Source organism: Nocardioides sp. (assembly GCF_036267815.1).
GTDB lineage: Bacteria > Actinomycetota > Actinomycetes > Propionibacteriales > Nocardioidaceae > Nocardioides.
Genome location: NZ_DATAVI010000058.1, coordinates 1 through 23,217, shown reverse-complemented (window position 1 = coordinate 23,217; position 23,217 = coordinate 1). Strand labels below are relative to the sequence as shown.

The following is a 23,217-nucleotide window of genomic DNA, read 5'->3' as shown; positions in this document are numbered from 1 at the left end:
CGGCCCGGCCCGCCGTCCACGCCGGGGGCCCGGATGCCGGAACTGGGGGGTGGCTCTGGGTAGGGTGAGCACCGCTGCACTTCCCCCGCTCGTCCTCCGCGCGCGCCGCAGTCCGATCGCCATCAGGCGTCGCCAGCGCCGTCGAGGTCTAGGAGCCACGTTGTACCTGAAGAGCCTGACCCTCAAGGGGTTCAAGTCCTTCGCGTCCTCCACGACCCTCCAGCTGGAGCCGGGGATCACCTGCATCGTGGGACCCAACGGCTCGGGCAAGTCCAACGTCGTGGACGCCCTGGCGTGGGTGATGGGCGAGCAGGGCGCCAAGAGCCTGCGCGGCGGCAAGATGGAGGACGTCATCTTCGCCGGTACGGCGGGCCGCCCGCCCCTGGGCCGCGCCGAGGTGCTGCTGACCATCGACAACGCCGACGGTGCGCTTCCGATCGAGTACGCCGAGGTCACGATCAGCCGCACGATGTTCCGCTCCGGCGGCTCGGAGTACGCCATCAACGGCACGCCGTGCCGCCTGCTCGACGTCCAGGAGCTGCTCAGCGACTCCGGCATCGGGCGCGAGATGCACGTGATCGTCGGGCAGGGCCAGCTCGACTCGATCCTGCACGCCACCCCGGAGGACCGGCGCGGGTTCATCGAGGAGGCGGCCGGCGTCCTCAAGCACCGCAAGCGCAAGGAGAAGGCGCTTCGCAAGCTCGACTCCACCGACGGCAACCTGACCCGTCTGGGTGACCTCCTCAGCGAGATCCGCCGCCAGCTCAAGCCGCTCGGCCGCCAGGCCGAGGTGGCGAGGAGGGCCGCGGTGGTCCAGGCCGACGCCCGCGACGCCCGGGCCCGCATCCTGGCCGACGACATGGTCACCGCCCGCACCGCGCTGGAGCAGGAGCTGGCCGACGAGACGATCCTGGTCGAGCGCCGCGCGGAGGTCGAGGCCGCGATGGAGCAGGCTCGCGCCGCGGAGGGTCGGCTGGAGGCGGCGCTGCGCGAGGACCTCCCGGCGCTGGCCCAGGCCCAGGAGACGTGGTTCGGGCTGTCCGGGATGCGCGAGCGGCTCCGCGGCACGGCGTCGCTGGCTGCCGAGCGGGTCCGCAACGCCGCGGGGTCGGAGGAGGAGTCCGCCCTGATGGGCGAGACCGGCCGCGACCCCGACGAGCTCGAGGCCGAGGCCGAGCGGGTCCGCGTCCAGGAGGCCGAGATCGGGCGCGAGGTCGAGACCCACCGCGCGGCGCTCGAGCACGCGGTGACCCACCGTCGCACCTGTGAGGAGGCCGCGGTCGAGGAGGACCGCCGGATCGCGGCTCTCCAGCGGGCCGCCGCCGACCGCCGCGAGGGGCTGGCCCGGCTCGCCGGCCAGGTCAACGCCGTGAAGTCGCGCGCCGCCGCGGCCGACGAGGAGATCGGCCGCCTGGAGTCCGCCCGGGCGGCGGCCGGTGCGCGCGCCGACCGCGCCCAGCACGACTTCACCGCCCTCGAGACCCGCATCGCCGGCCTCGACGCGGGCGAGGAGGGCCTCGATGCCGAGCACGAAGCGGCGGTGGCGTCCTACGACGACGTCAGCGAGCGCCTGGCCAAGGTGCGCGAGGAGGCGGCGCAGGCCGACCGCGACCGCTCCGCCCTGCTGGGCCGCAAGGACGCTCTCGAGCTGGGGCTGAGCCGCAAGGACGGCGCCGGCGCGCTGCTTGCCGCGTCCGGCTCGGTCTCCGGGCTGCTCGGCTCGGTCGCCGCCGTGCTGACCGTCGAGACCGGCTTCGAGACCGCGGTCGCGGCCGCGCTCGGCTCGGCTGCCGACGCCGTGGCGGTCACCGACGGCGACGCCGCCGTGGCCGCGCTCGACCACCTCAAGTCGGCCGACCTCGGCCGTGCCGGGCTCCTCCTGGGCGGCGCGTCGTTGGCCGCGGACGCCCCTTGGCCCGCCCTGCCCGGTCACGCGACGTACGCCGTGGACGTCGTGCGCTGCCCCGAGACGCTGCGTCCCGCGCTCTCGCGCCTGCTGTTCAAGACCGCGGTCGTGGCCGACCTCGACGCCGCACGGACCCTGGTCCAGGCTCTGCCCGACCTCGTGGCCGTGACCCGCGACGGCGACGTCCTGGCCCCGCATTTCGCCTCCGGCGGCTCGCAGAGCCAGCCCAGCCTGCTCGAGATCCAGGCGGCCTACGACGAGGCGTCGGCCGCACTGGCCGAGGCCGTGGCGGCATCGGAGCGCCTCGGCTTCGACATCTCACGCCTGGAGTCGGAGAAGCAGGACGCGCAGCGTCGGGCCGACGTGGCGCTGGCGAAGCTGCACGAGTCCGACGCCACGCTCGCGGCCGTCGCCGAGGAGCTCGGCCACCACGGCTCGCAGACGCGCGCGGCCCGCGCCGAGGCGGACCGCATCGCCCAGGCCATCGCCGACGCGCAAGCGGCCCGGGAGCGCGACCTGGCCGGCCAGGCCGAGCTCGAGGCCAGGCTCACCACGGCGGAGGAGATCACCGACGGGCCGGACTTCGAGCCGGACACCGCCGAGCGTGAGCGGCTGGCCGACGCTGCCCGCGATGCCAGACAGGGCGAGATGGACGCGCGACTGGCCCTGCGCACGAGCGAGGAGCGTGCTCGGGCCCTGCATGGCCGGGCCGACTCCCTGGTCCGCGCCGCCCACGCCGAGCGGGAGGCCCGAGCGCGAGCGATCGAGCGCCGCGAGCGCCTGCTTCGCGAGGGCCGGGCCGCCCAGGCCGTGAGCATCGCGGTGGGCCACGTCCTGGCGAGGCTCGAGGTGTCCGTCCACCGCGCCGCCGAGGCGCGGGCCGCGGTCGAGGCATCGCGGGCCGGTCGTGAGGAGGAGCTGCTCGGGGTCCGGGCCTCGATGCGCGACCTCACCCGCGAGCACGACGAGCTGGTGAGCTCGGTGCACCGCGACGAGATGGCTCGCACCCAGCAGCGGATGCGGCTCGAGCAGCTGGCCGAGCGTGCGCTGGAGGAGCTCGGCCTCGACGAGGAGTCGCTCGTCGTCGAGTACGGCCCCGACCAGCTCGTGCCCCCGGTGCTCGTGGATGCGAACGGCGAGATGACCGGCCAGGTGACCGGCCAGGTGACCGGCCAGGTGGACGGCCAGGTGGACGGCCAGGTGAACGGCCGGGCGACCCGTCCGGACACCGATGACGCCGAGGGCGGGCAGCGACCCGAGCCGACGCCGTACGACCGCGACGAGCAGACCAAGCGGCTCAGGGCCGCCGAGCGGGCGCTGGCGATGCTCGGCAAGGTCAACCCGCTGGCGTTGGAGGAGTTCTCGGCGCTCGAGGAGCGACACAAGTTCCTGACCGAGCAGCTGGAGGACCTCAAGGCGACCCGCAAGGACCTCCTCGACATCGTCCGCGAGGTCGATGCGCGCGTCGAGCAGGTCTTCACCGAGGCCTACGCCGACGTCTGCGTGGCCTTCGAGCAGACCTTCGCACGGCTGTTCCCCGGTGGCGAGGGGCGGCTGGTTCTCACCGACCCCGCCGACATGCTGGGCACCGGTGTCGAGGTCGAGGCCCGCCCGCCCGGCAAGAGGGTCAAGCGGCTCTCGCTGCTCTCGGGGGGTGAGCGGTCGCTGGTGGCCGTGGCCTTCCTGGTGGCGCTCTTCAAGGCCCGACCCTCGCCGTTCTACATCCTCGACGAGGTCGAGGCGGCCCTCGACGACACCAACCTCGGACGCCTGCTGGAGATCTACGAGGAGCTGCGCGAGGACAGCCAGCTGCTGGTGATCACCCACCAGAAGCGCACGATGGAGGTCGGCGACGCGCTCTACGGCGTCACGATGCGCGGTGACGGTGTCTCGACCGTGATCAGCCAGCGCCTGCGCGAGCCGGCCTGAGGCCGGGCCGCGATGAGCTCCGAGCGGCCGCCCCCTCCGACCCGGGCGGACTTCGTGCACTGGTCGACCGCGACGACCCGCTGGGCCGACATGGACGGGTTCGGCCATCTGAACAACGCGCGCTACTTCGAGCTGGTCGACACCGCGATCGACACCCACCTCCAGGACGCGGTCGGGGCGGCTGCCGACAACGCGGACACGATCGGGGTGTTCGCCGAGGCGTCGTGCCGCTTCTTCCGCGAGCTGGCCTACCCCAGGCCGATCGAGCTGGGAGTGGCGGTCGAGCGCCTGGGTCGCAGCTCGATCGTCTACCGCGTCGGCCTGTTCCAGGGCTCGGACGAGGCGGCCGCCGAGGCGCGGGTGGTCGTCGTGTACGTCGACGACACCGCCGCGCAGCGCCCTGTCACCGCCATCCCCGAGCCGATCCGCCACGCTGCGGAGGCGATCCTCAGGTGAGCGCGGGCGACCCTCGGGTCGCCGACTACACCAGGCTCCTCGCCGACAACGCGCCAGCGGCTTGCGTCCCTCGAGGACCGCCCGGGTGGGGTGAGGACACGCCTGCCCGGGTGGGTCGGTGTCCGCGGGTGGTCTGTCAGGGTGGAGAGCATGTTGTTCCTGGTGGTCACCATGCTCGTGATCCTGGTTCTGGCGGGGCTCGTCGTGCTCTACGTCGCCTTCCCGCACCGGGGCGAGGACGTCCCCTACGCCGGCTGGCTGGGGCGCCTGCTGCGCAGGGGTGTCGAGACGGCGCCGACGCTGGACAACACCGAGGCCCCCGACGCTTCTGCCCGGCACTTCGACCTGGCGAGCCTGGGTCGGCGGCCGGGGGAGCATCGCGGCTGAGCGACGCCGTACCTCAGTGATTGGATGGGCGCCATGACTCTGCTGTGGCTCGTCCTCGGTGTCGCGGTGGTCGCGGTGCTGGTCGTCGTGGCGCTGGTGACCAGCGGCGGACGCCGGCAGCAGCCCCCGCCGCTCGACAGCAGGCCCACCGCTCCCCAGACGCCGGCCCCGCCGACGCCAGAACCCGACCAAGCGACCGAAGCGTCACCTCCCGTCGCGACGCTGGAGCGCCCCGAGGGCACGGCCTCCAGGCTGGTGCGGCTGCGGGAGCGGCTGGCCGGCGCGCAGGGCGGCTTGGGTCGCGGGCTGCTCACCCTGCTCTCCCGCGACCATCTCGACGAGGGGACCTGGGAGGCGATCGAGGACACGCTGCTCACCGCCGACGTCGGCGTCGCCCCCACCCAGCAGCTGGTCGACAACCTGCGAACGCGACTCCGCGTCGACGGCAAGGCGTCGGCGGACCCCCGGACCGTCCTGCGCGAGGAGCTGGTCAAGCTCGTCGGGCCCGACCTCGATCGCCGGCTCCGGGTGTCCGGCGCCGACGGCTTGCCGGGCGTCGTCCTGGTGGTGGGTGTCAACGGCACCGGCAAGACCACGACCGTCGGCAAGCTCGCCCGGATCCTGGTCGCCGAGGACCGGTCGGTCGTCCTCGGCGCCGCCGACACCTTCCGGGCCGCGGCCGTGGACCAGCTCGCGACCTGGGCGGAGCGGGTCGGCGTCGAGGTCGTGCGCGGCCCCGAGGGCGCCGACCCGGCCAGCGTCGGCTTCCAAGCCGTCGAGGACGGCATCCGGCGCGGCACCGACACGGTCCTGATCGACACCGCGGGACGACTCCAGAACAAGGCCGGCCTGATGGACGAGCTCGGCAAGGTCAAGCGCGTGATCGAGAAGCAGGCCCCGGTCACCGAGGTGCTGCTGGTCCTGGACGCCACCACCGGTCAGAACGGCCTCGTCCAGGCCCGGGTCTTCAGCGAGGTCGTCGACGTCACCGGGATCGTCCTGACCAAGCTCGACGGCTCGGCCAAGGGCGGGATCGTGGTCGCCGTACAACGCGAGCTCGGCGTCCCGGTCAAGCTGGTGGGACTCGGCGAGGGACCCGACGACCTGGCGCCGTTCGACCCGGGGGCCTTCGTCGACGCGCTGCTCGGCTGACCGCTCCTGCGCGCCGCTCTGCGGCCGGACGGCGGGCCCCGGAGTTCACAGGGGCGTAACACGGTGGCGCTCGAACGTTGCACCACCGCAACACGACGCGTCGTCGATCGAAACGTCTGCCGCGCAGGCTGTGGGCACGTGCTCTCACACCTCGTGGAGGTCCCATGGACGGCTACTACGCTTGGATGATCGTCGCCACGGCGCTGGTCCTGATGATGACGACACCGGCCCTGGCGCTCTTCTACGGCGGCATGACCCGGTCGAAGTCCGTGCTCAACATGATGATGATGTCCTACCTCGCGATGGGTGTCGTGGGGCTCGTGTTCGTCCTCTGGGGCTGGTCTGAGGGCTGGGGCGCAGACGGGGTCGGCAACGGGAACGGCGACCTCATCGCCAGCCCGTTCCACATGTTCGGTCTGCACCACGTCAGCCCGGGCAACTACATCTACGTCCTCTTCCAGCTGACGTTCGCCGTCATCACCGCCGCCCTCATCTCCGGGTCGATCGCCGACCGGGTCAAGGTGTCGGCGTGGGTGGTCTTCGTCGTGGCCTGGGTGACCCTGGTCTACTTCCCGATCGCCCACAACGTCTGGGGCGGCGGCTGGTTCTACACCCACTTCCCCAACCTCGACTACGCCGGCGGGACGGTCGTGCACATCAACGCCGGTGTCGCGGGCGGCATCTTGGCGCTGGTGATCGGACGTCGTGTCGGGTGGCCCAAGGACGTCGGGCGGCCTCACAACCTCACGCTCACGATGATCGGCGCCGGGCTGCTGTGGACGGGCTGGTACGGCTTCAACGTGGGCTCGATCGTCTTCACGACCGTCGGCTCGAGCAAGCAGGGCTGGGGCTCGGTCACCGACCAGTTCATGGGTGAGACGGGAGTGACCTTCATGAACACCACCGTCGCCACGATGGCGGCGATGCTGGGCTGGCTTGCGGTGGAGCGGATCGTCCACGGCAAGGCGACCTCGCTGGGTGCCGCCTCGGGGGTGGTCGCCGGCCTGGTCGCGATCACCCCGTCGTGCGGGTCGGTGAGCACGGTCGGCGCGATGGCGGTCGGTGCGATCGCCGGCGCCGTCTGCGCGATGGCGATCGGCCTGAAGTACAAGCTCGGGCTGGACGACTCGCTCGACGTCGTGGGTGTCCACCTCACCGGCGGGATCCTGGGCGCGCTCCTGATCGGCTTCCTCGGCACGACCTCCTCGCCGCAGGGCATCGACGGTCTCTTCCCCAGCGGCGGCGGGGGCCTGCTGTACGGCGGCAACGCGAACCTGCTGTGGCACCAGTTCCTCGGGGTCATCTTCACCGTCGTCTGGTGCGGCGTGCTGACGGCGGTGATCGGGATGGCGATCAAGTACACGATCGGCTGGCGGGTCAGCGACGACGACGAGGTCGACGGCATCGACTTCGCCGAGCACGGTGAGTCGGCCTACGACCTCGACGGCCGTTCGGGTGGCATGCTCGCCGGCACGGGCGTCGTGGCGGCCGCGCATCCGAAGACCGAGTCGCGGGAAGGAGCGATGGCATGAAGCTGGTCACCGCGGTGGTCAAGCCGCACAAGTGGGACGACGTCCGCGAGGCCCTGGAGACCTTCGGGGTCACCGGGATGACGGTCTCGGAGGTCAGTGGCTACGGGCGGCAGAAGGGCCACACCGAGGTCTACCGGGGCGCGGAGTACGACATCGCCCTGGTCCCGAAGATCCGGATCGAGGTCGTCGCGGACGACGGGGACGTCGACGACATCGTCGGCATCATCGCGAAGACCGCGCAGACCGGGCGGATCGGTGACGGGAAGGTCTGGGTGACTCCCGTCGAGACCATCGTCCGGGTGCGCACCGGCGACCGCGACGCCGCTGCGCTCTAGCCGGGTGTCGCGGGGAGACGGGTGAGCCGCGCAGCCCGCACGGAGGCCGCCGACGCGTTGTGCCGGGGGGCCTACGACGCGTCGGCGGCACCACGCGCGGGGTGCGCGCTCGTCGCGGTGGGCGGGTATGGCCGCGGCGAGCTCGCGCCGTACTCCGACCTCGACGTCGTCCTCGTCTACGACGCGGACGTCGATCCGGGTGAGGTCGCCCAGCGGATCTGGTACCCGATCTGGGACGCCGGGGCGCTGCTCGACCACTCCGTGCGCACCGCGCAAGAGATGCTCGAGCAGGCCGGTGCCGACCTCCGGGTCGCGCTGGGTCTGCTCGACATCCGGCATGTCGCCGGCGACGAGGAGCTGACGCGTCGGGTGCGCTCGGAGGTGCTGGCGCGGTGGCGGCGTACGGCGCGCGACCGGCTGCCGGCCCTGAAGGCGCTGGTGAGCAGACGTCACGAGGTGGTCGGAGAGCTCGCCCACCAGGCGGTGCCGGACCTGAAGGAGGCCGAGGGCGGGCTCCGCGACGCGACCGTCCTGACCGCCCTGGTCTCGACATGGCTCGTCGACGTGCCCCACGTCGACCTCGAGCGCTCGCGGCTCGCCCTGCTGGAGGTTCGAGACGCCCTCCACGACCTCGCCGGCCGGGCCACCGACCGGGTGGCCCCCGAGCTCTGGGAGGACCTGGCCACGGCGCTCGGAGCGGCGGACGCGGCGGCGGCGCAGCGACACGTGCGCGGGCTGGGACGCCGGATCACCCACCTCTCGCGGCTCACCTGGCGTCGCGTCGACGGCGTGCTCGAGCGCCGTAGCGCCTCGGCACACGGGGTACGCCGACCGGAGCTCGAGGTCGTGTCACCGGGGATCGCGCGGTCGGGCGCGGAGGTCGTGCTGACGCTCGACGCGCGTCCGGCGTCCGACCCCACCCTCTTGCTCCGGGCGGCGGCCGAGGCCGCCCGCCGGGACCTCGAGCTGGCGCCGTCGACCGTGGCCCGGCTCCTGACCGAGTCGGCGGCGCTGCCCGAGCCGTGGCCGGATTCGGCTCGGCAGGCCCTGGTCCGGCTGCTCGCCGCGGGACCCGGCCTGCTTCCGGTGTGGGAGACGCTCGAGGAGACGGGGGCGCTGGCGGCGTTCCTGCCCGAGTGGGAGCGGATCCGGCTGCTGCCGCACGCCTCGCAGATCCACCGGTTCACCGTCGACCGGCACGTCGTCGAGACGTGCATCGAGGCGGGCCGCCTGATCCGGCGGGTCGCACGCCCCGACGTGCTGGTCGTGGCTGCTCTGCTGCACGACATCGGCAAGGGCGGTCTGACCGAGCACAGCGTGGCGGGCGAGCCGCTGGCGCGGGCGGTCGCCGGCCGGATGGGCTTCGCCGTCCCCGACGCCGACCTGGTGGGCCTGCTCGTACGCCGCCACCTGCTGGTGGCCCAGATCGCGACCACCCGGGACCCCCAGGACCCCGCCACGGCGGCGTACGTCGTCGAGCGGGTCGGGTCTCCCGAGGCGCTGGCACTGCTGGCGGCGCTCACGGAGGCTGACGCCAGGGCTACGGCTCCACAGGCGTGGACCGCGTGGCGCGCCGCCCTGGTGCGTGACGTCGTGGAGGGGGCGGCAGCGGCCCAGGGCGAGGCAGGAGCTCGGCCCGAGGAGCGGCCCCGCGGACCGGTCGCGACGCGTGGGTCTCGCGGCGGCATCTCCATCGGTGTCGAGCCCGCCGAGGGCGGCTCACGGGTGACGGTCCAGGCACCCGACCGCGTCGGGCTGCTCGCCGACGCCGCCGGGCTGTTCGCGCTTCAGCGGGTCTCCGTGCGATCGGCCCGGGCGTGGTCTGCGGGCGCGGTCGGCGTGTCGGTCTGGGAGGTCGCCGATCAGGACCTCGACGAGCGGGTGCTGCGGCAGCGGTTCGACGCCATCGTCGCCGGCCGCGTCGACCCCGCAGGGCGCCTGCGACCCACCGCCGGGTCGATCGCGCCGTCGGTCGTCGTCCACCCGGAGGCATCGACGAGGGCCACCGTGATGGAGGTGCGGGCCGTGGACCGACCGGGCGTGGTCCACCTCGTGTGTCGCGCCCTCGCGAACCTCGACCTCAGCGTCCGGTCCGCGCATGTCGACACCCTCGGCCCGCAGGCCGTCGACGTGTTCTACGTCCAGGAGGCCTCCGCCGGCGCCCTGGGCGAGATTCGTGCTGCCGAGGCGGTCCACGCCGTCCGCGCAGCGCTGACCGCGGACGTCGGCGAGGAGTCGGAGCGACGGGGGCGGCCCGGTTAGGCTGGAAGCCCATCACGACCAGAGGACCGACTTGTTCGCCACGCTCTCCGACCGGCTTGCCGAGACCTTCAAGAACCTCCGCGGCAAGGGCCGCCTCTCCGAGGCCGACATCGACGCGACCGCGCGCGAGATCCGGATCGCCCTGCTGGAGGCCGACGTCGCGCTGCCCGTCGTCCGCGAGTTCGTCGACGCCGTCAAGGAGCGTGCCCGCGGCGAGGAGGTCAGCCAGGCGCTGAACCCCGCCCAGCAGGTCGTCAAGATCGTCGACGAGGAGCTCGTGGCGATCCTCGGCGGAGAGACGCGGCGGTTGCGCTACGCCAAGAACCCGCCGACGGTGATCATGCTGGCCGGGCTCCAGGGCGCGGGCAAGACGACGCTGGCCGCCAAGCTGGCGCTCTGGCTCAAGTCGGAGGGCAAACAGCCGATGCTGGTCGCCGCCGACCTCCAGCGTCCCAATGCCGTCAACCAGCTCCAGGTCAACGGCGAGCGCGCGGGGGTCCCGGTCTTCGCACCCGAGCCCGGCAACGGCGTCGGCGATCCGGTGCGCGTGGCGCGCGACTCCATCGAGGAGGCCCGCCGCAAGCTCTACGACGTGGTCATCGTCGACACGGCCGGCCGGCTCGGCGTCGACGCCGAGATGATGCGGCAGGCCGCCGACATCAGAGACGCCGTCCAGCCCGACGAGATCCTCTTCGTCGTCGACGCGATGATCGGTCAGGACGCCGTCGGCACCGCCCAGGCCTTCCTCGAGGGCGTCGGCTACGACGGCGTGGTGCTCACCAAGCTCGACGGCGACGCCCGGGGCGGCGCCGCGCTCTCGATCCGCAGCGTGACCGGCAAGCCGGTGATGTTCGCCTCCGCCGGTGAGAAGCTCACCGACTTCGACGTCTTCCACCCCGACCGGATGGCCTCGCGGATCCTCGACATGGGCGACGTGATGACCCTGATCGAGCAGGCCGAGAAGACCTTCGACCAGGAGCAGGCGCTCAAGGCGGCGGAGAAGCTGACCTCCGGCGGCGACTTCACCCTCGAGGACTTCCTGGAGCAGATGCAGCAGGTCCGCAAGCTCGGTTCCATGTCGAAGATCATGGGGATGCTGCCGGGCATGGGTCAGTTCCGCGACCAGATCGAGAGCTTCGACGAGCGCGAGGTCGACCGGATCCAGGCGGTCATCCAGTCGATGACCCCCGCCGAGCGGGCCAACCCGAAGATGATCGACGGCTCCCGTCGTGCCCGGATCGCCCGTGGGTCCGGACGCCAGGTCTCCGACGTCAACAGCCTCGTCGACCGGTTCTTCGAGGCTCGCAAGATGATGCAGTCCTTCGCCAAGGGCGGCATGCCCGGGGTGCCGGGGATGCCGGGCATGGCCGGGGGCGGCAGGCGCGGCCGCGCCAAGCAGGCTGCGAAGAACAAGCCCGCCAAGGGACGCCGCGTCAGTGGCAACCCCGCCAAGGCCGCCGCCGCTGCCAAGGCCGCGGAGGACAAGGGCGATGCGGCTCCGGCCAACCCGTTCGGCAACCCCGATGGCGACCCCGTCGACTACGAGAAGGCCGCCGCGGCCCTCGAGCTGCCGGGCGACTTCTCGAAGTACCTGACATAGCGGCCATGACGTCGCGTGCGAAGGGGGCCCGGCTGCTCGTGGTCGACGGCGCCAACGTCGTCGGGGCGCGGGCCGACGGGTGGTGGAAGGACCGCGCGGGCGCGGCGCGGCGGCTCCACGAGCAGCTGGTCACCGCCGACGTCGAGGGGGACGTCGTCCTGGTGCTGGAGGGCCAGGCCAAGGCCGGCGTCAGGCCCGGCCGGGACGGACACGTCACCGTCGTCCACGCACCGCAGGACGGCGACAGCGAGGTCGTCCGGCAGGCGCACAAGGCGGCCGACGCGGGCCAGGTGGTGACGGTGGTGACGGCGGACCGGCTGCTTGCCGCCCGGGTCGCCAAGGCGGGCGGGACGGTCGGTCCCACCTGGCTGCTCGACCGGCTGGGGGAGTAGCGGACCGATCCTGTCCGCAATTGCCCCTAGCGTCGCGCCCATGACGGCCCTCCCCAGACCAGCCGGCACCCTCCGCCCCGACACGGTCGTGTGGCCCGTGCGTGGCCGCTTCGACCTCCGCCAGTCCGTGGGCTTCGGCTTCGGGTCCACGGTGCCGAGCACGGGTGCGGTCATGCGCCTGGGCTTCGTGCTCGACGGGTACGCCGAGCAGGCCGGCGTCGCCGTGACGCAACCGGCCCCCGACGTGGTGTCCTTCGAGGTGACCGGCGACGTCGATCCCGGCGCCGCCGCTGCTCAGGCCGCGCGGATCCTGTCGCTGGACGAGGACGCCACCGGCTACGACCGGATGGTCGACCGCGACCCCGTCCTGCGCTCGGCATACGCCGCGCTTCCCGGCCTGCGGCCGCCGCTGTTCGCCTCGGCCTACGAGGCGCTGGTGTGGGCGGTGCTCTCGGCGCGACGTCCGGCGGCGCAGATGCGGCTGGTCCGCGAGCGCCTCGCCCGGGCACACGGTCGCGTGCTCGACGTCGCGGGGGAGTCCGTGGCGGTGCTGCCGACGCCGGCGCAGCTGCTCGAGGTGCGGGAGGTGCCGGGCCTGCCGTCGGTCAAGCTGCGCCGGATGCACGCGATCGCGGAGGCCGCCCGAGCGGGCGACCTCGACACGGAGTCGCTGCGGATCCTCGAGGTCGACCTGGCGGCCACGCGACTGCGGACGTTCGAAGGCATCGGCCCGTTCTACTCCGAGCTGGTCACGGTCCGCGCGCTCGGGCACACCGACGTCCTGCCGCGGACCGAGCCGCGCGTCCTCGCCGCCACGGCTGCGCGGCTGGGCCGCGAGCAGGTCACCCCCGAGGACCTTGCGGAGATCGCCCGGGCCTGGCGCCCGTGGCGCACCTGGGCGTGTGTCGCCCTCCGCGCCGCTGCCTGATCGCCGAGGTGGGACTCAAGAACGCCGAGTCGTCGCAAAAGTGCAAGAAAATGACGCCGAGTCGTCATAGGACGACTCGGCGTTCTTGGGTCCGGCCTGGGCGATCAGGCGAGCTCTCCCGCGCGGCTGATCGCCAGGGCCAGCGACCCCATCAGCTCTGCCCGGCCGCCGAACCTGCCGGACACGACCTCGCAGGACGCCGCGGCCTCGGGGTGGGCATAGCGGTCGACGCCGACGCGGATCGCCGCGACCAGGCTGGGCGACGCGCCCAGAGACCCGCCGACCACGATCCGCGCGGGGTTCAACGTCGTGCAGACTCCGGCGAGCACGCGGCCCGCGGTGTGGCCCGCGCCGGTGAGCACGCTGCGTACCGTGGGGTCGCCGTCGGCATCGAGGGCCAGCAGCCCGAGCAGGTCGAGCGCCGCGCCGAGCTTGGGCCGTAGCAGGGCGAGCAGGTGCCGCGTCGAGACCTCGGTCTCCAGGCAGCCGCGGCTGCCGCACCGGCACAGGTCACCGTCCTCGCGGGCCAGCACATGGCCGATCTCCCCGGCCAGGCCGGTACTGCCGCGGTGCAGTCGCCCGCCGAGCACGAGGCCCGCGCCCACGCCGCTGGCGAGCTTGACGTAGAGCAGGTCGGCGGTGCCGCGTCCGGCGCCGTGCTGGTGCTCGGCGATGGCCCCGAGGTTGGCGTCGTTGTCGACCACGACCGGGAGCCCGACCCGGCGCGAGAGCTCCTCGGCCGGCGCCAGCTCGTGCCATCCCGGCAGGACCGACTGGTCGACACGCGCGGAGCGCCGGTCGATCGGAGCCGGGACGCACAACCCGACCATCAGCAGCTCGGAGAGCGGCAGCCCAGCCTCGGTGCGGGCACGCTCGACGAGGTCGGCGGCGATGTCCAGGGTCGCGTTGCCATGAGGATCGGCGTCGGTCTGCGTCTCGACCTCGGCCAGGATCCTCGCGCTGCGGTCCGATACTGCCACTCGGATGTGTCGGTGGCCGATGTCGACGCCGGCCACGCCACCGGGGCGCAGGGCCAGGGCGACGAGCAGCGGAGGTCGCCCGCTCCCGCCCTTGTACGGCGTGCCGCGGTCCTCGGTCTCGACGACCAGGCCGTTGTCGAGCAGCTCGCTGACCAGGCTGGAGACCGTCGTCCGGGACAGGCCGGAGCCTCGGGCGAGGTCGGCCCGGCTCTGCGGACCCGCGGAGCCGAGCAGGGCCGTGATAGCGCGGAGGTTCGAGCCGCGCAGCTGGGCCAGGGAATGTCCGGGCACCAGCGCAGCCTAGTGTCGCGACGGCGAATTATCCGGCCGCTTCCCCGCGCACTGCTCGCCGTCGGTGTGCTGAAGCGTCCGACAGGCGGAGAAGGGCGGGGCGGCCAGCTCAGCGGGCGTCGCCCTCGTCGACCCCGAGGTGCTCCAGCTCCTTGCCGGCCGCGGGGTGCGCGGGTACGGCGTCCAGGTGGTGGGTGCGGACCGCGGCGAACGTCCACAGCTTGTTCAGGACGAACGACAGGGGCGTCACCACCGTGATCACGATCAGCTGCGCCCAGTAGAGCCGCGTGCGCAGTCCCGAGGAGTCGTCGAGGACGCCGGTCGGCAGCGAGAGCGGCGAGCCGCGATGCATCAGCAGCGTGAGGAGGACCAGCCCGACGGCCTGCCCCAGCATGCCGACGGCGAGGAACGGCCAGTACTCCCGCCACCACCTGGAGTGCCGCGCACTCCGGAAGGTCCACGACCGGTTGAGCTGGAAGTTCCAGAGGTTCGCGACCAGGAACGCGGCCGTGGAGTACACGTGGTACCACCGGATGTGGAACGCCGTCGGCGGCAGCGCGGCGATCGCGTCCTCGGGGCCGGGTCCGAGCCGCTTGACGGCGATCAGCACCACCAGGTTGACCACGACGCCGGTGCCGCCGACGAGCGCGAACCGGCCGAACTGGAGGGCATTGCCCCGGTGCCGGCGCAGCGTGGAGGTCCCCGTCGTGCTCACGACCCGGAACCCTAGCCGGGTTCACCTGACCGGATCCTGGCCGCGATAGCGTCGCGGCATGGCGACCCTGCGCTTCCGCGGACCGGTCCTGCCCGACGCCGAGCCGCGCGACCTCTATGTCGGCGACGGGGTCGTCTCGCTCGAGCCCGTGGCCGGCGCCGAGACCGCCGCGCAGGGTTGGATCGTGCCCGGCCTCGTCGACGCCCACTGCCACATCGGGCTGGACCAGCACGGCGCCGTCGACGACGCGACGACCGAGCGCCAGGCCCTCGCCGACCGGGACTCCGGCTCGCTCCTGCTGCGCGACTGCGGCTCCCCGGCCGACACCCGATGGGTCCACGACCGGGCCGACCTGCCGCGTCTCATCCGGTGCGGACGCCACCTGGCCCGCACGCGTCGCTACATCCGCAACTTCGCCCACGAGATCGAGCCCGACCAGCTCGCGGAGTACGCCGCGCAGGAGGCGGAGGCGGGCGACGGCTGGGTCAAGCTCGTGGGGGACTGGATCTCCCGCGACGACGGCGACCTCGCGCCGTCGTTCCCCGCCGACGCCTTCGCGTCGGCCATCGCCGCGGCCCACGAGCACGGCGCCAGGGTGACCGCCCACTGCTTCGGCGAGGCGGTGCTGCCCGGCCTGGTCGAGGCCGGCATCGACTGCATCGAGCACGGCACCGGCCTGACCACCGACCTGGTCGAGACGATGGCGGCGCGTGGCACCGCGCTCGTCCCCACGGCCTACCAGCTGCGCAGCTTCCCGACGTACGCCGAGCAGGGCGCAGAGCGCTTCCCCGCCTACGCCGAGCACATGCTCGACCTGTACGCCAGGCGTCGCGAGACGGTGATGGCCGCCTACGAGGCCGGGGTGGCGATCTTCGCCGGCACCGATGCGGGCGGCGTCCTGCCGCACGGGATCATCGCCGACGAGGTCGCCGAGCTGGCGTCGTACGGCATGCCCGCGGAGTACGCACTGGGCGCGGCGAGCTGGCGCGCCCGGGCCTGGCTGGGGTGGAACGCCGGGCTCGACGAGGGCGCCCCGGCCGACTTCGTCGTCTACCCCCGAGACCCGCGCGCCGACCTGTCGGTGCTGCGCGAGCCGACCGCGGTGGTGCTGCGCGGGCAGGTCGTGTGAACGAGGCGCAGCTCGTGGCGGCCCTGCGCTCGGCCGGCTGCGTCTTCGCCGAGGAGGAGGCGCGGCTGATCCTGGAGGAGGCCACCTCGCCGGCCGAGGTGATGGCATGGACCGCTCGCCGGATGGCGGGCGAGCCGCTGGAGCTGATCGTGGGCTGGGCCGACTTCGCGGGGCAGCGGATCGCGGTCGAGCGCGGAGTGTTCGTGCCGCGGCTGCGCAGCACCATCGTGGTCGAGATCGCCGTCCGCGAGCCCGCCGACGTCGTCGTCGACCTGTGCTGCGGCACGGCCGCGCTCGGAGCGGCTCTGGCCGCACGCTGGCCCTCCGCCGAGGTGCATGCGGCCGACTCCGATCCCGCCGCCGTGGCCTGCGCGCGGCGCAACCTGACACCCGAGCGGGTGCATCAGGGTGACCTCTACGACGCGCTCCCCGACGACCTGCGAGGACGCGTCGACCTGCTGGTCGTGAACGCGCCGTACGTCCCGACCGCCGCCATCGCGACCATGCCGCGCGAGGCACGCGAGCACGAGCACCACGTCGCCCTCGACGGGGGAGCCGATGGCCTCGACATCCAGCGCCGGGTCGCCGAGGACGCCCGGGAGTGGCTGCGCCCGGGCGGCCGCGTGGTGCTCGAGACCGGACGAGGTCAGGCCGAGCAGTCGGCCGCGCTGCTGCGGGATGCCGGGCTCTCCGCCTCGGTGGAGATCGACGACGACATCGACGGCACGGCGGTGCTGGCCCGGGCGTGACAGCACGCACATCGGACGACGCCCCGCGTCAGGGGGCGTTCGGAGCTGGGCTCATGCTCCCGCCGGCGGCGTGCCGGGAGGGGTGTACGGCGGCCCGGGAGGCACGTACGGCGGAGGCGGCGGGGGTCGGCGCCGACTGACCCAGAGGATCCCGGTCACCAGGACGACGACGAAGCCGGCGAACCCCAGCAGGCCCGGGACCACGGCGCCGAGCAGCCCGAGCCGCGCCAGGTCGCTGCCGTCGGGGGCCGCGGCGATCCGCACGTCCCGACCACCTCCACCGCCGCCGTCGCCGCCGCCGTCGCAGGAGAAGGTGAGGTGACCGTCGCCGGTGTCGAACCGCGCCACCAGCACCCAGCCGTTGACGTCGTCGCCGTCGTCGGTCAGCCGCATCGCGACGCGCCCGCCGCGGTCGTCCCGTGCGGTGCAGGGGTTGCCCAGGGGGCCGAGGTCGTCGACGAACAGCCCCCGCTCGTCGTGTGCCGGGAGCACGACCTGATGGGTCCCCTCGGCAGCGAACCTGGCGTCGGTGTGGGCGAGCTCGTGCACGAACGACGCGACCGTCACCGCGAAGACGATCAGCGCGGCGAGCATCAGACCGCCGCCGAGCACGAACCACCAGGCCCGAGGGCGGCGCCTCTGGGCGGCGTACGGCATGCTCACGGGCAGCAGCCTGCACGATTTCTGCCGATCCGAGGTGGTCTGGCACAATCCGAGGCTGAGTCTGCCCGGTCCGGTCCCTCTCAACCGCGACCCGTGCAGCCCATCGAGGCGGGTGCCACGTGACCCCACAGGCGGCGCCGGTCCTCACCACACACAACGTTCGAGGAGACACCACAACCGTGGCCGTCAAGATCCGCTTGAAGCGCATGGGCAAGGTCCGTGCGCCGCACTACCGCATCGTCGTCGTCGACTCCCGCAAGAAGCGTGACGGCAGGGTCCTCGAGGAGATCGGGCTGTACCACCCGAAGGAGGAGCCGTCCTTCATCCGGGTCGAGTCCGAGCGGGCCCAGTACTGGCTCGGCGTCGGCGCTCAGCCGTCCGAGGCCGTCGCCCAGATCCTCAAGATCACCGGTGACTGGCAGAGGTTCAAGGGCTACAAGAACACCGAGGGCACGCTCCGGGTGGCCGAGCCCAAGCGTGACAAGCTCGAGATCTTCAACGAGGCGCTCAAGGACTCCGCCGGCGAGCCGAGGGGCGAGGCCGTGACCAAGCGGACCGCCAAGAAGGCCGCCGAGAAGCCGGCCGAGAAGGCCGCCGAGGCCAAGGCCGAGGAGCCTGCTGTCGAGGCCCCGGCTGTCGAGGAGCCTGCCGCTGTCGAGGCCCCTGCTGTCGAGGAGGCCGCCGCCGAGGCGCCGGTCGCCGAGGAGGCCGTGCCGGTTCCGGCCGACGAGACTCCGCAGGGTGCCGCGGACGTCGCTGAGACCGCCGAGACCGCGGAAGTCGACGCCGACGCCAAGAGCGACGAGGGCTGATCGTGCTCGCCGACGCGCTGGAGCACCTCGTGCGCGGGGTCGTCGACCATCCGGACGACGTCGTCGTGCGCGACAAGCAGACCCGACGCGGGCCGCTGCTCGAAGTCCGGGTCCACCCCGACGACCTCGGCAAGGTGATCGGCCGCAGTGGCCGCACCGCCACGGCGTTCCGTACGGTGATCGCGGCCCTGGCGGGCAGGGAAGGCTCCCGGATCGACTTCGTCGACGTCGACCGGGAACGATGAGCGCCACTCCTCGAGCCTGACGCCGTGGAGGGTCCGGAGACGATCGAGGTCGTGATCGGGCGCGTCGGCAAGCCACACGGCCTGCGCGGTGAGGTCACCGTCGAGCTGCGCACCGACGAGCCCGAACGCCGCTTCGGCACGGGCGCGAGTGTCCGTGCCGAGCGGCCCCACGGCACAACGGCGCCGTGGACCGCGCTGACCGTGGCCTCCACCCGGTGGCACCAGTCCACGCTGCTGGTCCGCTTCGAGGAGCTCCCCGACCGGACGACGGCCGAGGCGGCCCGAGGGCTGCTCCTGTACGCGAGCGTGCCGGCCGGGGAGTCTCCCGACGAGCCCGACGAGTTCTACGACCACCAGCTGATCGGGCTCCTCGCCGTCGACCTCGACGGCCACGGCCTGGGCGAGGTCTCGGCCGTGGTGCACGGCGCACAGGACCTCCTCCAGATCCACACCCCGGACGGTCGGGAGGCGCTGGTGCCGTTCGTGTCCGCGCTGGTGCCGGAGGTCGACCTCGCGGGTGGCCGGGTCGTGGTGGCCGATCGGCCGGGTCTGGTGACGCCCTTCCCCGAGGACGAGGCGTGAGGCCGGCATGAGGATCGACGTCGTCACGATCTTCCCGGCCTACCTCGACGTGCTCGACGTCTCGCTGACGGGTCGGGCGCGAGACTCGGGCCTGCTCGACGTCCGGGTACACGACCTGCGCGCCTTCACCCACGACCGCCACCGCACGGTCGACGACACGCCCTACGGCGGGGGTGCCGGCATGGTGATGAAGCCGGAGCCCTGGGGCGAGGCGCTCGACTCTCTGGTCGCGGATAGCCCGGCCCCAGCTCACCGGCCGACCCTCGTCGTGCCCACGCCGAGCGGGACGCCGTTCACCCAGGCGGTCGCCCGCGAGCTGGCCGAGACGGCACACCTCGTGGTCGCCTGCGGGCGCTACGAAGGCATCGACCAGCGCGTCGTCGAAGAGGCCGCCGCGGCCTACGACGTCCGCGAGCTCTCGCTCGGCGACTTCGTGCTGAACGGCGGAGAGGCCGCGGCCGCCGCGTTCATCGAGGCCGTCGTCCGCCTGCTGCCCGGCTTCGTCGGCAACCCCGACTCGCTGGTCGAGGAGTCCCACGAGGAGGGGCTCCTGGAGTACCCCGTCTACACCAAGCCGGCCGCGTGGCGCGGGCGTCAGGTCCCCGGAGTGCTCCTGTCCGGCGACCACGGGGCGATCGCGACCTGGCGCCACGCCGAGTCGGTCCGCCGTACGGTCGCCCGCCGCCCCGACCTCGCCCACCGCGCCGCGAGGGTGGGCCTCGGTGGTCTCGACCTCGAGGTCCGGCTCGCGGCCCGCGCCGACGCCGGCGAGCTCTTCACCCTGACCAGGGCGTGCTGGCTGCAGGAGCTGTGGGCCAACCCGGGTGTGCACGTCCCCGCGCTCGAGGAGTCCTTCGAGGAGGCGGTCCGCGGGCTCGACGACTGGACGACGTTCGTGGCGGTCGCCGGCGGCCGGATCGTCGGCTCGGCCCGTGGCCGCGTCGCCGGGGACGGCGTCGGCGGGGGCGCCGGCGAGGGTGACGGTGACGACGGCACGACGTGGGACGTCGGCCGGGTGATGGTGGCCCCCGACCTCCAGGGCCGGGGCCTGGGCCGCCACCTCCTGCGGGTCGTCGAGGACGCCGCTCCCGCCGAGGTCACGACGTACGTGCTGTGGACGGGCGCGAAGAGCGTCGACAACCTGCGGATGTACAAGAAGGCCGGGTATCGCCTCCGAGGCCCGGCCCCGGGCTCCCCCGGCGCCGTCGTCCTGACCAAGCCCGCGCCCCGTCGGTCGGGCTGACCCACCCGCCCTCCGTCGGTCGCGGGCTGCGCGGCCGTTTTCACACAAACTGGCTTACAAACGACTCGCAGTGGCGCCTCGAGGCGTCGTTTGTAGGCCAGTTTGTTCCCGGCGACCACCGAGCCGGCCCCTCACCGCTGGTCGAGCCGGTGGAGGCCTCGGCGACCGTGGATTTCCTCGGGCCCGGTCGGGTCTGGCAGACTCACCCCTTGGTCCGTCCGGCCAAACAGGGAGTTCCTGACACCTCTGCGCAGAGCTCCGCACCACCTCCTGCCACAGGGGGAGCGTGGTGCCGCCGGCCACCTGGGCAGGCCGCCAACTCCACACCTTTTCCCACCACGGCTGACCTGTGGCACTCGTGAGGAGAGACATGACCGTCAACAACATCGGCGCTGTCGCCGGCCTCGGCAACGCCGCCAAGCGTGACGACCTCCCGGAGTTCCGCGCCGGCGACACCGTCAAGGTCCACGTGAAGGTCACCGAGGGCACCCGATCCCGCGTGCAGATCTTTCAGGGCGTCGTGATCAGGCTCCAGGGCTCCGGCATCGGCCGCACCTTCACCGTTCGCAAGGTCTCCTTCGGCGTGGGTGTCGAGCGCACCTTCCCGCTCCACTCGCCGATCTTCGCGGAGATCGAGATCGTCACCCGCGGTGACGTCCGCCGCGCGAAGCTGTACTACCTGCGCAACCTGCGTGGGAAGGCCGCCAAGATCAAGGAGCGCCGGGAGGCCTGAGGGCAGCGACCGGCCGTAGCAGGTAACACCCACTGGCTAGGCTCCGTGACGTGACCGACGACCGCTCCGCCATCTCCGTGGAACGCAACGATCCGGAGCCCTCGGTGCCCAAGACCAAGAAGCACCTGCCGCTGTGGCAGGAGACGATCCTGCTGCTCACGATCGCGATCGTGCTGGCGATCGTGATCAAGGCGTTCTTCGTGCAGGCCTTCTACATCCCGTCGGAGTCGATGGAGCCCGGTCTGGTCAAGAACGACCGGATCCTGGTGGAGAAGACGTCGTACTGGTTCGGGGGTACGCCGCAGCGCGGCGACGTCATCGTCTTCAAGGACCCCGGTGGCTGGCTGAGCGAGGCCGAGGACGCCGGGCCCACCAACCCCCTTGGGAAGCTGATGGCCAAGATCGGCCTCTACCCCTCGGGCGGCCATCTCGTGAAGCGCGTCATCGGCGTCGCCGGCGACACCATCCACTGCTGCGACAAGAAGGGCCGGGTCCTCGTCAACGGGCATCCGCTCGACGAGGACTCCTACATCAAGCACACGCCCGGGATGCCGTGTAACGGGCCGATGACGACGACCTGCGACTGGACCGCGGGTCCGGTGCCCAAGGACACGGTGTTCGTGATGGGTGACAACCGCGACAACTCTGACGACTCCACGATGCATCTGTGCCAGGGCCCGGCCAGATCGACCGACTGCACGGCAGATCCCTACATCCCGGTCGACGACGTCGTCGGGAAGGTGTTCGTGCTGCTGTGGCCCCACAGCCGGTTCCACATCCTGCATCGGCCGGCCGACTTCGCCGGCGTCCCCGCTCCCACCGCCACGAACAACTCCGGCACCGTCGGACAGTGACGCGTCTGCCCCTCGGAGCGACCGTCCGGCGTGACGCCGGGCTGTACGGCTACGAGCGCGCCCTGCGCAGAGCCGGGATGGGAGTGATCGCCGGCGTCGATGAGGCCGGGCGCGGAGCGTGCGCCGGTCCCCTCGTCGCCGGAGCGGCGATCCTCAGGCCGGGCAAGTCCGGCGAGATCGCGGGGCTGGCCGACTCCAAGCTCCTCACCGAGAAGGCCCGCGAGCGCTGCTATGCGCAGATCGTGCGCAAGGCGGTGGCCTGGGCCGTGGTCGCGATCGAGTCCGACGAGTGCGACCGGCTCGGCATGCACGTCGCGAACGTCGAGGCTCTGCGCCGCGCTGTCGCCCTCCTGAGCGTCCCGCCGGAGTACGTCCTGACCGACGGGTTCCCGGTCGACGGGCTCGGTGTCCCGGGCCTGGCGATGTGGAAGGGCGACCGGGTCGCGGCCTGCATCAGCGCCGCCTCCGTGTTGGCCAAGGTCACCCGCGACCGGATCATGGTCGACCTCGACGGCGAGCACCCGGCGTACGACTTCAAGACGCACAAGGGCTACGTCACCGAGGTCCACAACGCCGCGCTCGTCGAGCACGGCCCGTGTCCTCAGCACCGGACGAGGTTCGTCAACGTGCGCCGGGCGGCGGGTCTCGAGGTCGACCTGTCGGACCCGACCGTCGAGGAGCCGAGTCCCTCCCTCGCCGAGCTGGTCGAGACCACTAGTGTCGGCAGCGCAGTGGCGCCAGGGGAGCGAGGAGAGTCGGCATGAGCGCGGAGGATCTCGAGAAGTACGAGACCGAGATGGAGCTGACCCTCTACCGGGAGTACCGCGACGTCGTCGGCATCTTCAAGTACGTCGTGGAGACCGACCGCCGCTTCTACCTGTGCAACCAGGTCGACGTGAAGGCGCGCACCGAGTCGGGTGACGTCTTCTTCGAGGTCTCGATGAGCGACGCATGGGTGTGGGACATGTACCGCCCCGCCCGGTTCGCCAAGAACGTGAAGGTGCTGACCTTCAAGGACGTCAACGTCGAGGAGCTCAGCCAGCAGGAGATCGACCCGCCCAAGGTCTGAGGCTCGGCGGAGGCGGAAAGACTGGTCTGGACCAGCCGAAATTCGCGGTTTCGGGCGTTCGACAAAAATTCCTCATTCCGCCACGGGGGGCATCTCCACCCACCTACGCTTTCGCCCGAGGATCGGTGTTTCGGGGGAGCACCGGACTCAACAGAGTCTGATGGGAGAAGCCGGTGGCCCGTGCCATGAGGCGGTTGCTTCGTCGTCGTCGTGACGAACGCGGGGCCGTAGCGGTGGAAGCTGCGCTGATCACGCCTATCCTCGTCCTGCTCG

Annotated in this window: 23 protein-coding genes; 20 read left to right on the top strand and 3 right to left on the bottom strand. The window is 72.5% G+C overall.

Annotated elements, in window-relative coordinates:
• Window positions 1–160: 160 nt before the first annotated feature.
• From smc to VHW64_RS11985, 10 genes are all read left to right on the top strand, one after another.
• A complete protein-coding gene (gene smc / locus VHW64_RS12030; RefSeq protein ID WP_329650799.1) occupies window positions 161–3,835 on the top strand; it encodes a chromosome segregation protein SMC in 3,675 nt (1,224 codons plus the stop codon).
• A gap of 12 nt (window positions 3,836–3,847) precedes the next feature.
• Window positions 3,848–4,291, top strand: coding sequence for an acyl-CoA thioesterase (locus VHW64_RS12025; RefSeq protein ID WP_329650798.1), 444 nt, complete (start codon window positions 3,848–3,850; stop codon window positions 4,289–4,291).
• 141 nt (window positions 4,292–4,432) lie between these two features.
• On the top strand, window positions 4,433–4,678 hold the full coding sequence (locus tag VHW64_RS12020) for a hypothetical protein (RefSeq protein ID WP_329650797.1): 246 nt from the start codon (window positions 4,433–4,435) through the stop codon (window positions 4,676–4,678).
• Between the two features lie 24 nt (window positions 4,679–4,702).
• Window positions 4,703–5,830, top strand: coding sequence for a signal recognition particle-docking protein FtsY (gene ftsY / locus VHW64_RS12015; RefSeq protein WP_329650796.1), 1,128 nt, complete (start codon window positions 4,703–4,705; stop codon window positions 5,828–5,830).
• Window positions 5,831–5,994: 164 nt separating this feature from the next.
• Window positions 5,995–7,362, top strand: coding sequence for an ammonium transporter (locus tag VHW64_RS12010; protein ID WP_329650795.1), 1,368 nt, complete (start codon window positions 5,995–5,997; stop codon window positions 7,360–7,362).
• On the top strand, window positions 7,359–7,697 hold the full coding sequence (locus VHW64_RS12005) for a P-II family nitrogen regulator (RefSeq protein WP_329650794.1): 339 nt from the start codon (window positions 7,359–7,361) through the stop codon (window positions 7,695–7,697). The genes VHW64_RS12010 and VHW64_RS12005 overlap by 4 nt, the downstream gene beginning before the upstream one ends.
• Window positions 7,698–7,718: 21 nt before the next feature.
• Window positions 7,719–9,959: a [protein-PII] uridylyltransferase gene (locus tag VHW64_RS12000; RefSeq protein WP_329650793.1), complete on the top strand. Its 2,241-nt coding sequence runs from the start codon at window positions 7,719–7,721 to the stop codon at window positions 9,957–9,959.
• A gap of 31 nt (window positions 9,960–9,990) precedes the next feature.
• The gene (ffh, locus tag VHW64_RS11995; RefSeq protein ID WP_329650792.1) at window positions 9,991–11,559 is read left to right on the top strand and encodes a signal recognition particle protein; all 1,569 of its coding nucleotides are present in this window, start codon (window positions 9,991–9,993) and stop codon (window positions 11,557–11,559) included.
• Between the two features lie 5 nt (window positions 11,560–11,564).
• Window positions 11,565–11,951, top strand: coding sequence for a hypothetical protein (locus tag VHW64_RS11990; RefSeq protein ID WP_329650791.1), 387 nt, complete (start codon window positions 11,565–11,567; stop codon window positions 11,949–11,951).
• A 40-nt stretch (window positions 11,952–11,991) separates the two neighbouring features.
• The gene (locus tag VHW64_RS11985) at window positions 11,992–12,879 is read left to right on the top strand and encodes a hypothetical protein (RefSeq protein WP_329650790.1); all 888 of its coding nucleotides are present in this window, start codon (window positions 11,992–11,994) and stop codon (window positions 12,877–12,879) included.
• Between the two features lie 104 nt (window positions 12,880–12,983).
• On the opposite strand, the gene VHW64_RS11980 is transcribed toward VHW64_RS11985, so the two are convergent.
• Window positions 12,984–14,150, bottom strand: a complete 1,167-nt coding sequence (locus VHW64_RS11980) for an ROK family transcriptional regulator (RefSeq protein ID WP_329650789.1) — start codon at window positions 14,148–14,150, stop codon at window positions 12,984–12,986.
• Between the two features lie 109 nt (window positions 14,151–14,259).
• Entirely contained in the window at window positions 14,260–14,865 is a 606-nt protein-coding gene (locus tag VHW64_RS11975) for a GtrA family protein (protein ID WP_329650788.1), read from the bottom strand.
• 58 nt (window positions 14,866–14,923) lie between these two features.
• On the opposite strand from VHW64_RS11975, the gene VHW64_RS11970 reads away from it, so the two are divergent.
• Both VHW64_RS11970 and VHW64_RS11965 read left to right on the top strand, forming a co-directional pair.
• Window positions 14,924–15,994 carry an amidohydrolase family protein gene (locus VHW64_RS11970; RefSeq protein WP_329650787.1) on the top strand — a complete coding sequence of 357 codons (1,071 nt, stop codon included), beginning with the start codon at window positions 14,924–14,926 and terminating at the stop codon, window positions 15,992–15,994.
• A 14-nt stretch (window positions 15,995–16,008) separates the two neighbouring features.
• The gene (locus VHW64_RS11965) at window positions 16,009–16,743 is read left to right on the top strand and encodes a putative protein N(5)-glutamine methyltransferase (RefSeq protein ID WP_329650786.1); all 735 of its coding nucleotides are present in this window, start codon (window positions 16,009–16,011) and stop codon (window positions 16,741–16,743) included.
• Between the two features lie 51 nt (window positions 16,744–16,794).
• Here VHW64_RS11965 and VHW64_RS11960 read toward each other — a convergent pair whose 3' ends face one another.
• Window positions 16,795–17,406, bottom strand: a complete 612-nt coding sequence (locus VHW64_RS11960) for a hypothetical protein (RefSeq protein ID WP_329650785.1) — start codon at window positions 17,404–17,406, stop codon at window positions 16,795–16,797.
• Between the two features lie 179 nt (window positions 17,407–17,585).
• Between VHW64_RS11960 and rpsP the strand changes: the two genes are divergently transcribed.
• The 8 genes from rpsP to VHW64_RS11920 all read left to right on the top strand — a co-directional run bounded on the left by rpsP (window position 17,586) and on the right by VHW64_RS11920 (window position 22,944).
• The gene (gene rpsP / locus VHW64_RS11955; RefSeq protein ID WP_329650784.1) at window positions 17,586–18,218 is read left to right on the top strand and encodes a 30S ribosomal protein S16; all 633 of its coding nucleotides are present in this window, start codon (window positions 17,586–17,588) and stop codon (window positions 18,216–18,218) included.
• A gap of 2 nt (window positions 18,219–18,220) precedes the next feature.
• Window positions 18,221–18,463 carry an RNA-binding protein gene (locus VHW64_RS11950; protein ID WP_329650783.1) on the top strand — a complete coding sequence of 81 codons (243 nt, stop codon included), beginning with the start codon at window positions 18,221–18,223 and terminating at the stop codon, window positions 18,461–18,463.
• A gap of 24 nt (window positions 18,464–18,487) precedes the next feature.
• A complete protein-coding gene (gene rimM, locus VHW64_RS11945; RefSeq protein ID WP_329650782.1) occupies window positions 18,488–19,045 on the top strand; it encodes a ribosome maturation factor RimM in 558 nt (185 codons plus the stop codon).
• A gap of 7 nt (window positions 19,046–19,052) precedes the next feature.
• Complete coding sequence (trmD, locus tag VHW64_RS11940; protein ID WP_329650781.1) at window positions 19,053–20,288, top strand: tRNA (guanosine(37)-N1)-methyltransferase TrmD; 1,236 nt, start codon at window positions 19,053–19,055, stop codon at window positions 20,286–20,288.
• 370 nt (window positions 20,289–20,658) lie between these two features.
• Window positions 20,659–21,021 (top strand): 50S ribosomal protein L19, encoded by a 363-nt coding sequence (rplS, locus tag VHW64_RS11935; protein WP_329650780.1) that lies wholly within the window; start codon window positions 20,659–20,661, stop codon window positions 21,019–21,021.
• A 50-nt stretch (window positions 21,022–21,071) separates the two neighbouring features.
• Window positions 21,072–21,875 (top strand): signal peptidase I, encoded by an 804-nt coding sequence (lepB, locus tag VHW64_RS11930; protein ID WP_329650779.1) that lies wholly within the window; start codon window positions 21,072–21,074, stop codon window positions 21,873–21,875.
• Window positions 21,872–22,639: a ribonuclease HII gene (locus tag VHW64_RS11925; RefSeq protein WP_329650778.1), complete on the top strand. Its 768-nt coding sequence runs from the start codon at window positions 21,872–21,874 to the stop codon at window positions 22,637–22,639. Before lepB ends, VHW64_RS11925 begins: the two co-directional genes overlap by 4 nt.
• Window positions 22,636–22,944 carry a DUF2469 domain-containing protein gene (locus VHW64_RS11920; RefSeq protein WP_329650777.1) on the top strand — a complete coding sequence of 103 codons (309 nt, stop codon included), beginning with the start codon at window positions 22,636–22,638 and terminating at the stop codon, window positions 22,942–22,944. Before VHW64_RS11925 ends, VHW64_RS11920 begins: the two co-directional genes overlap by 4 nt.
• Window positions 22,945–23,217: the final 273 nt, after the last annotated feature.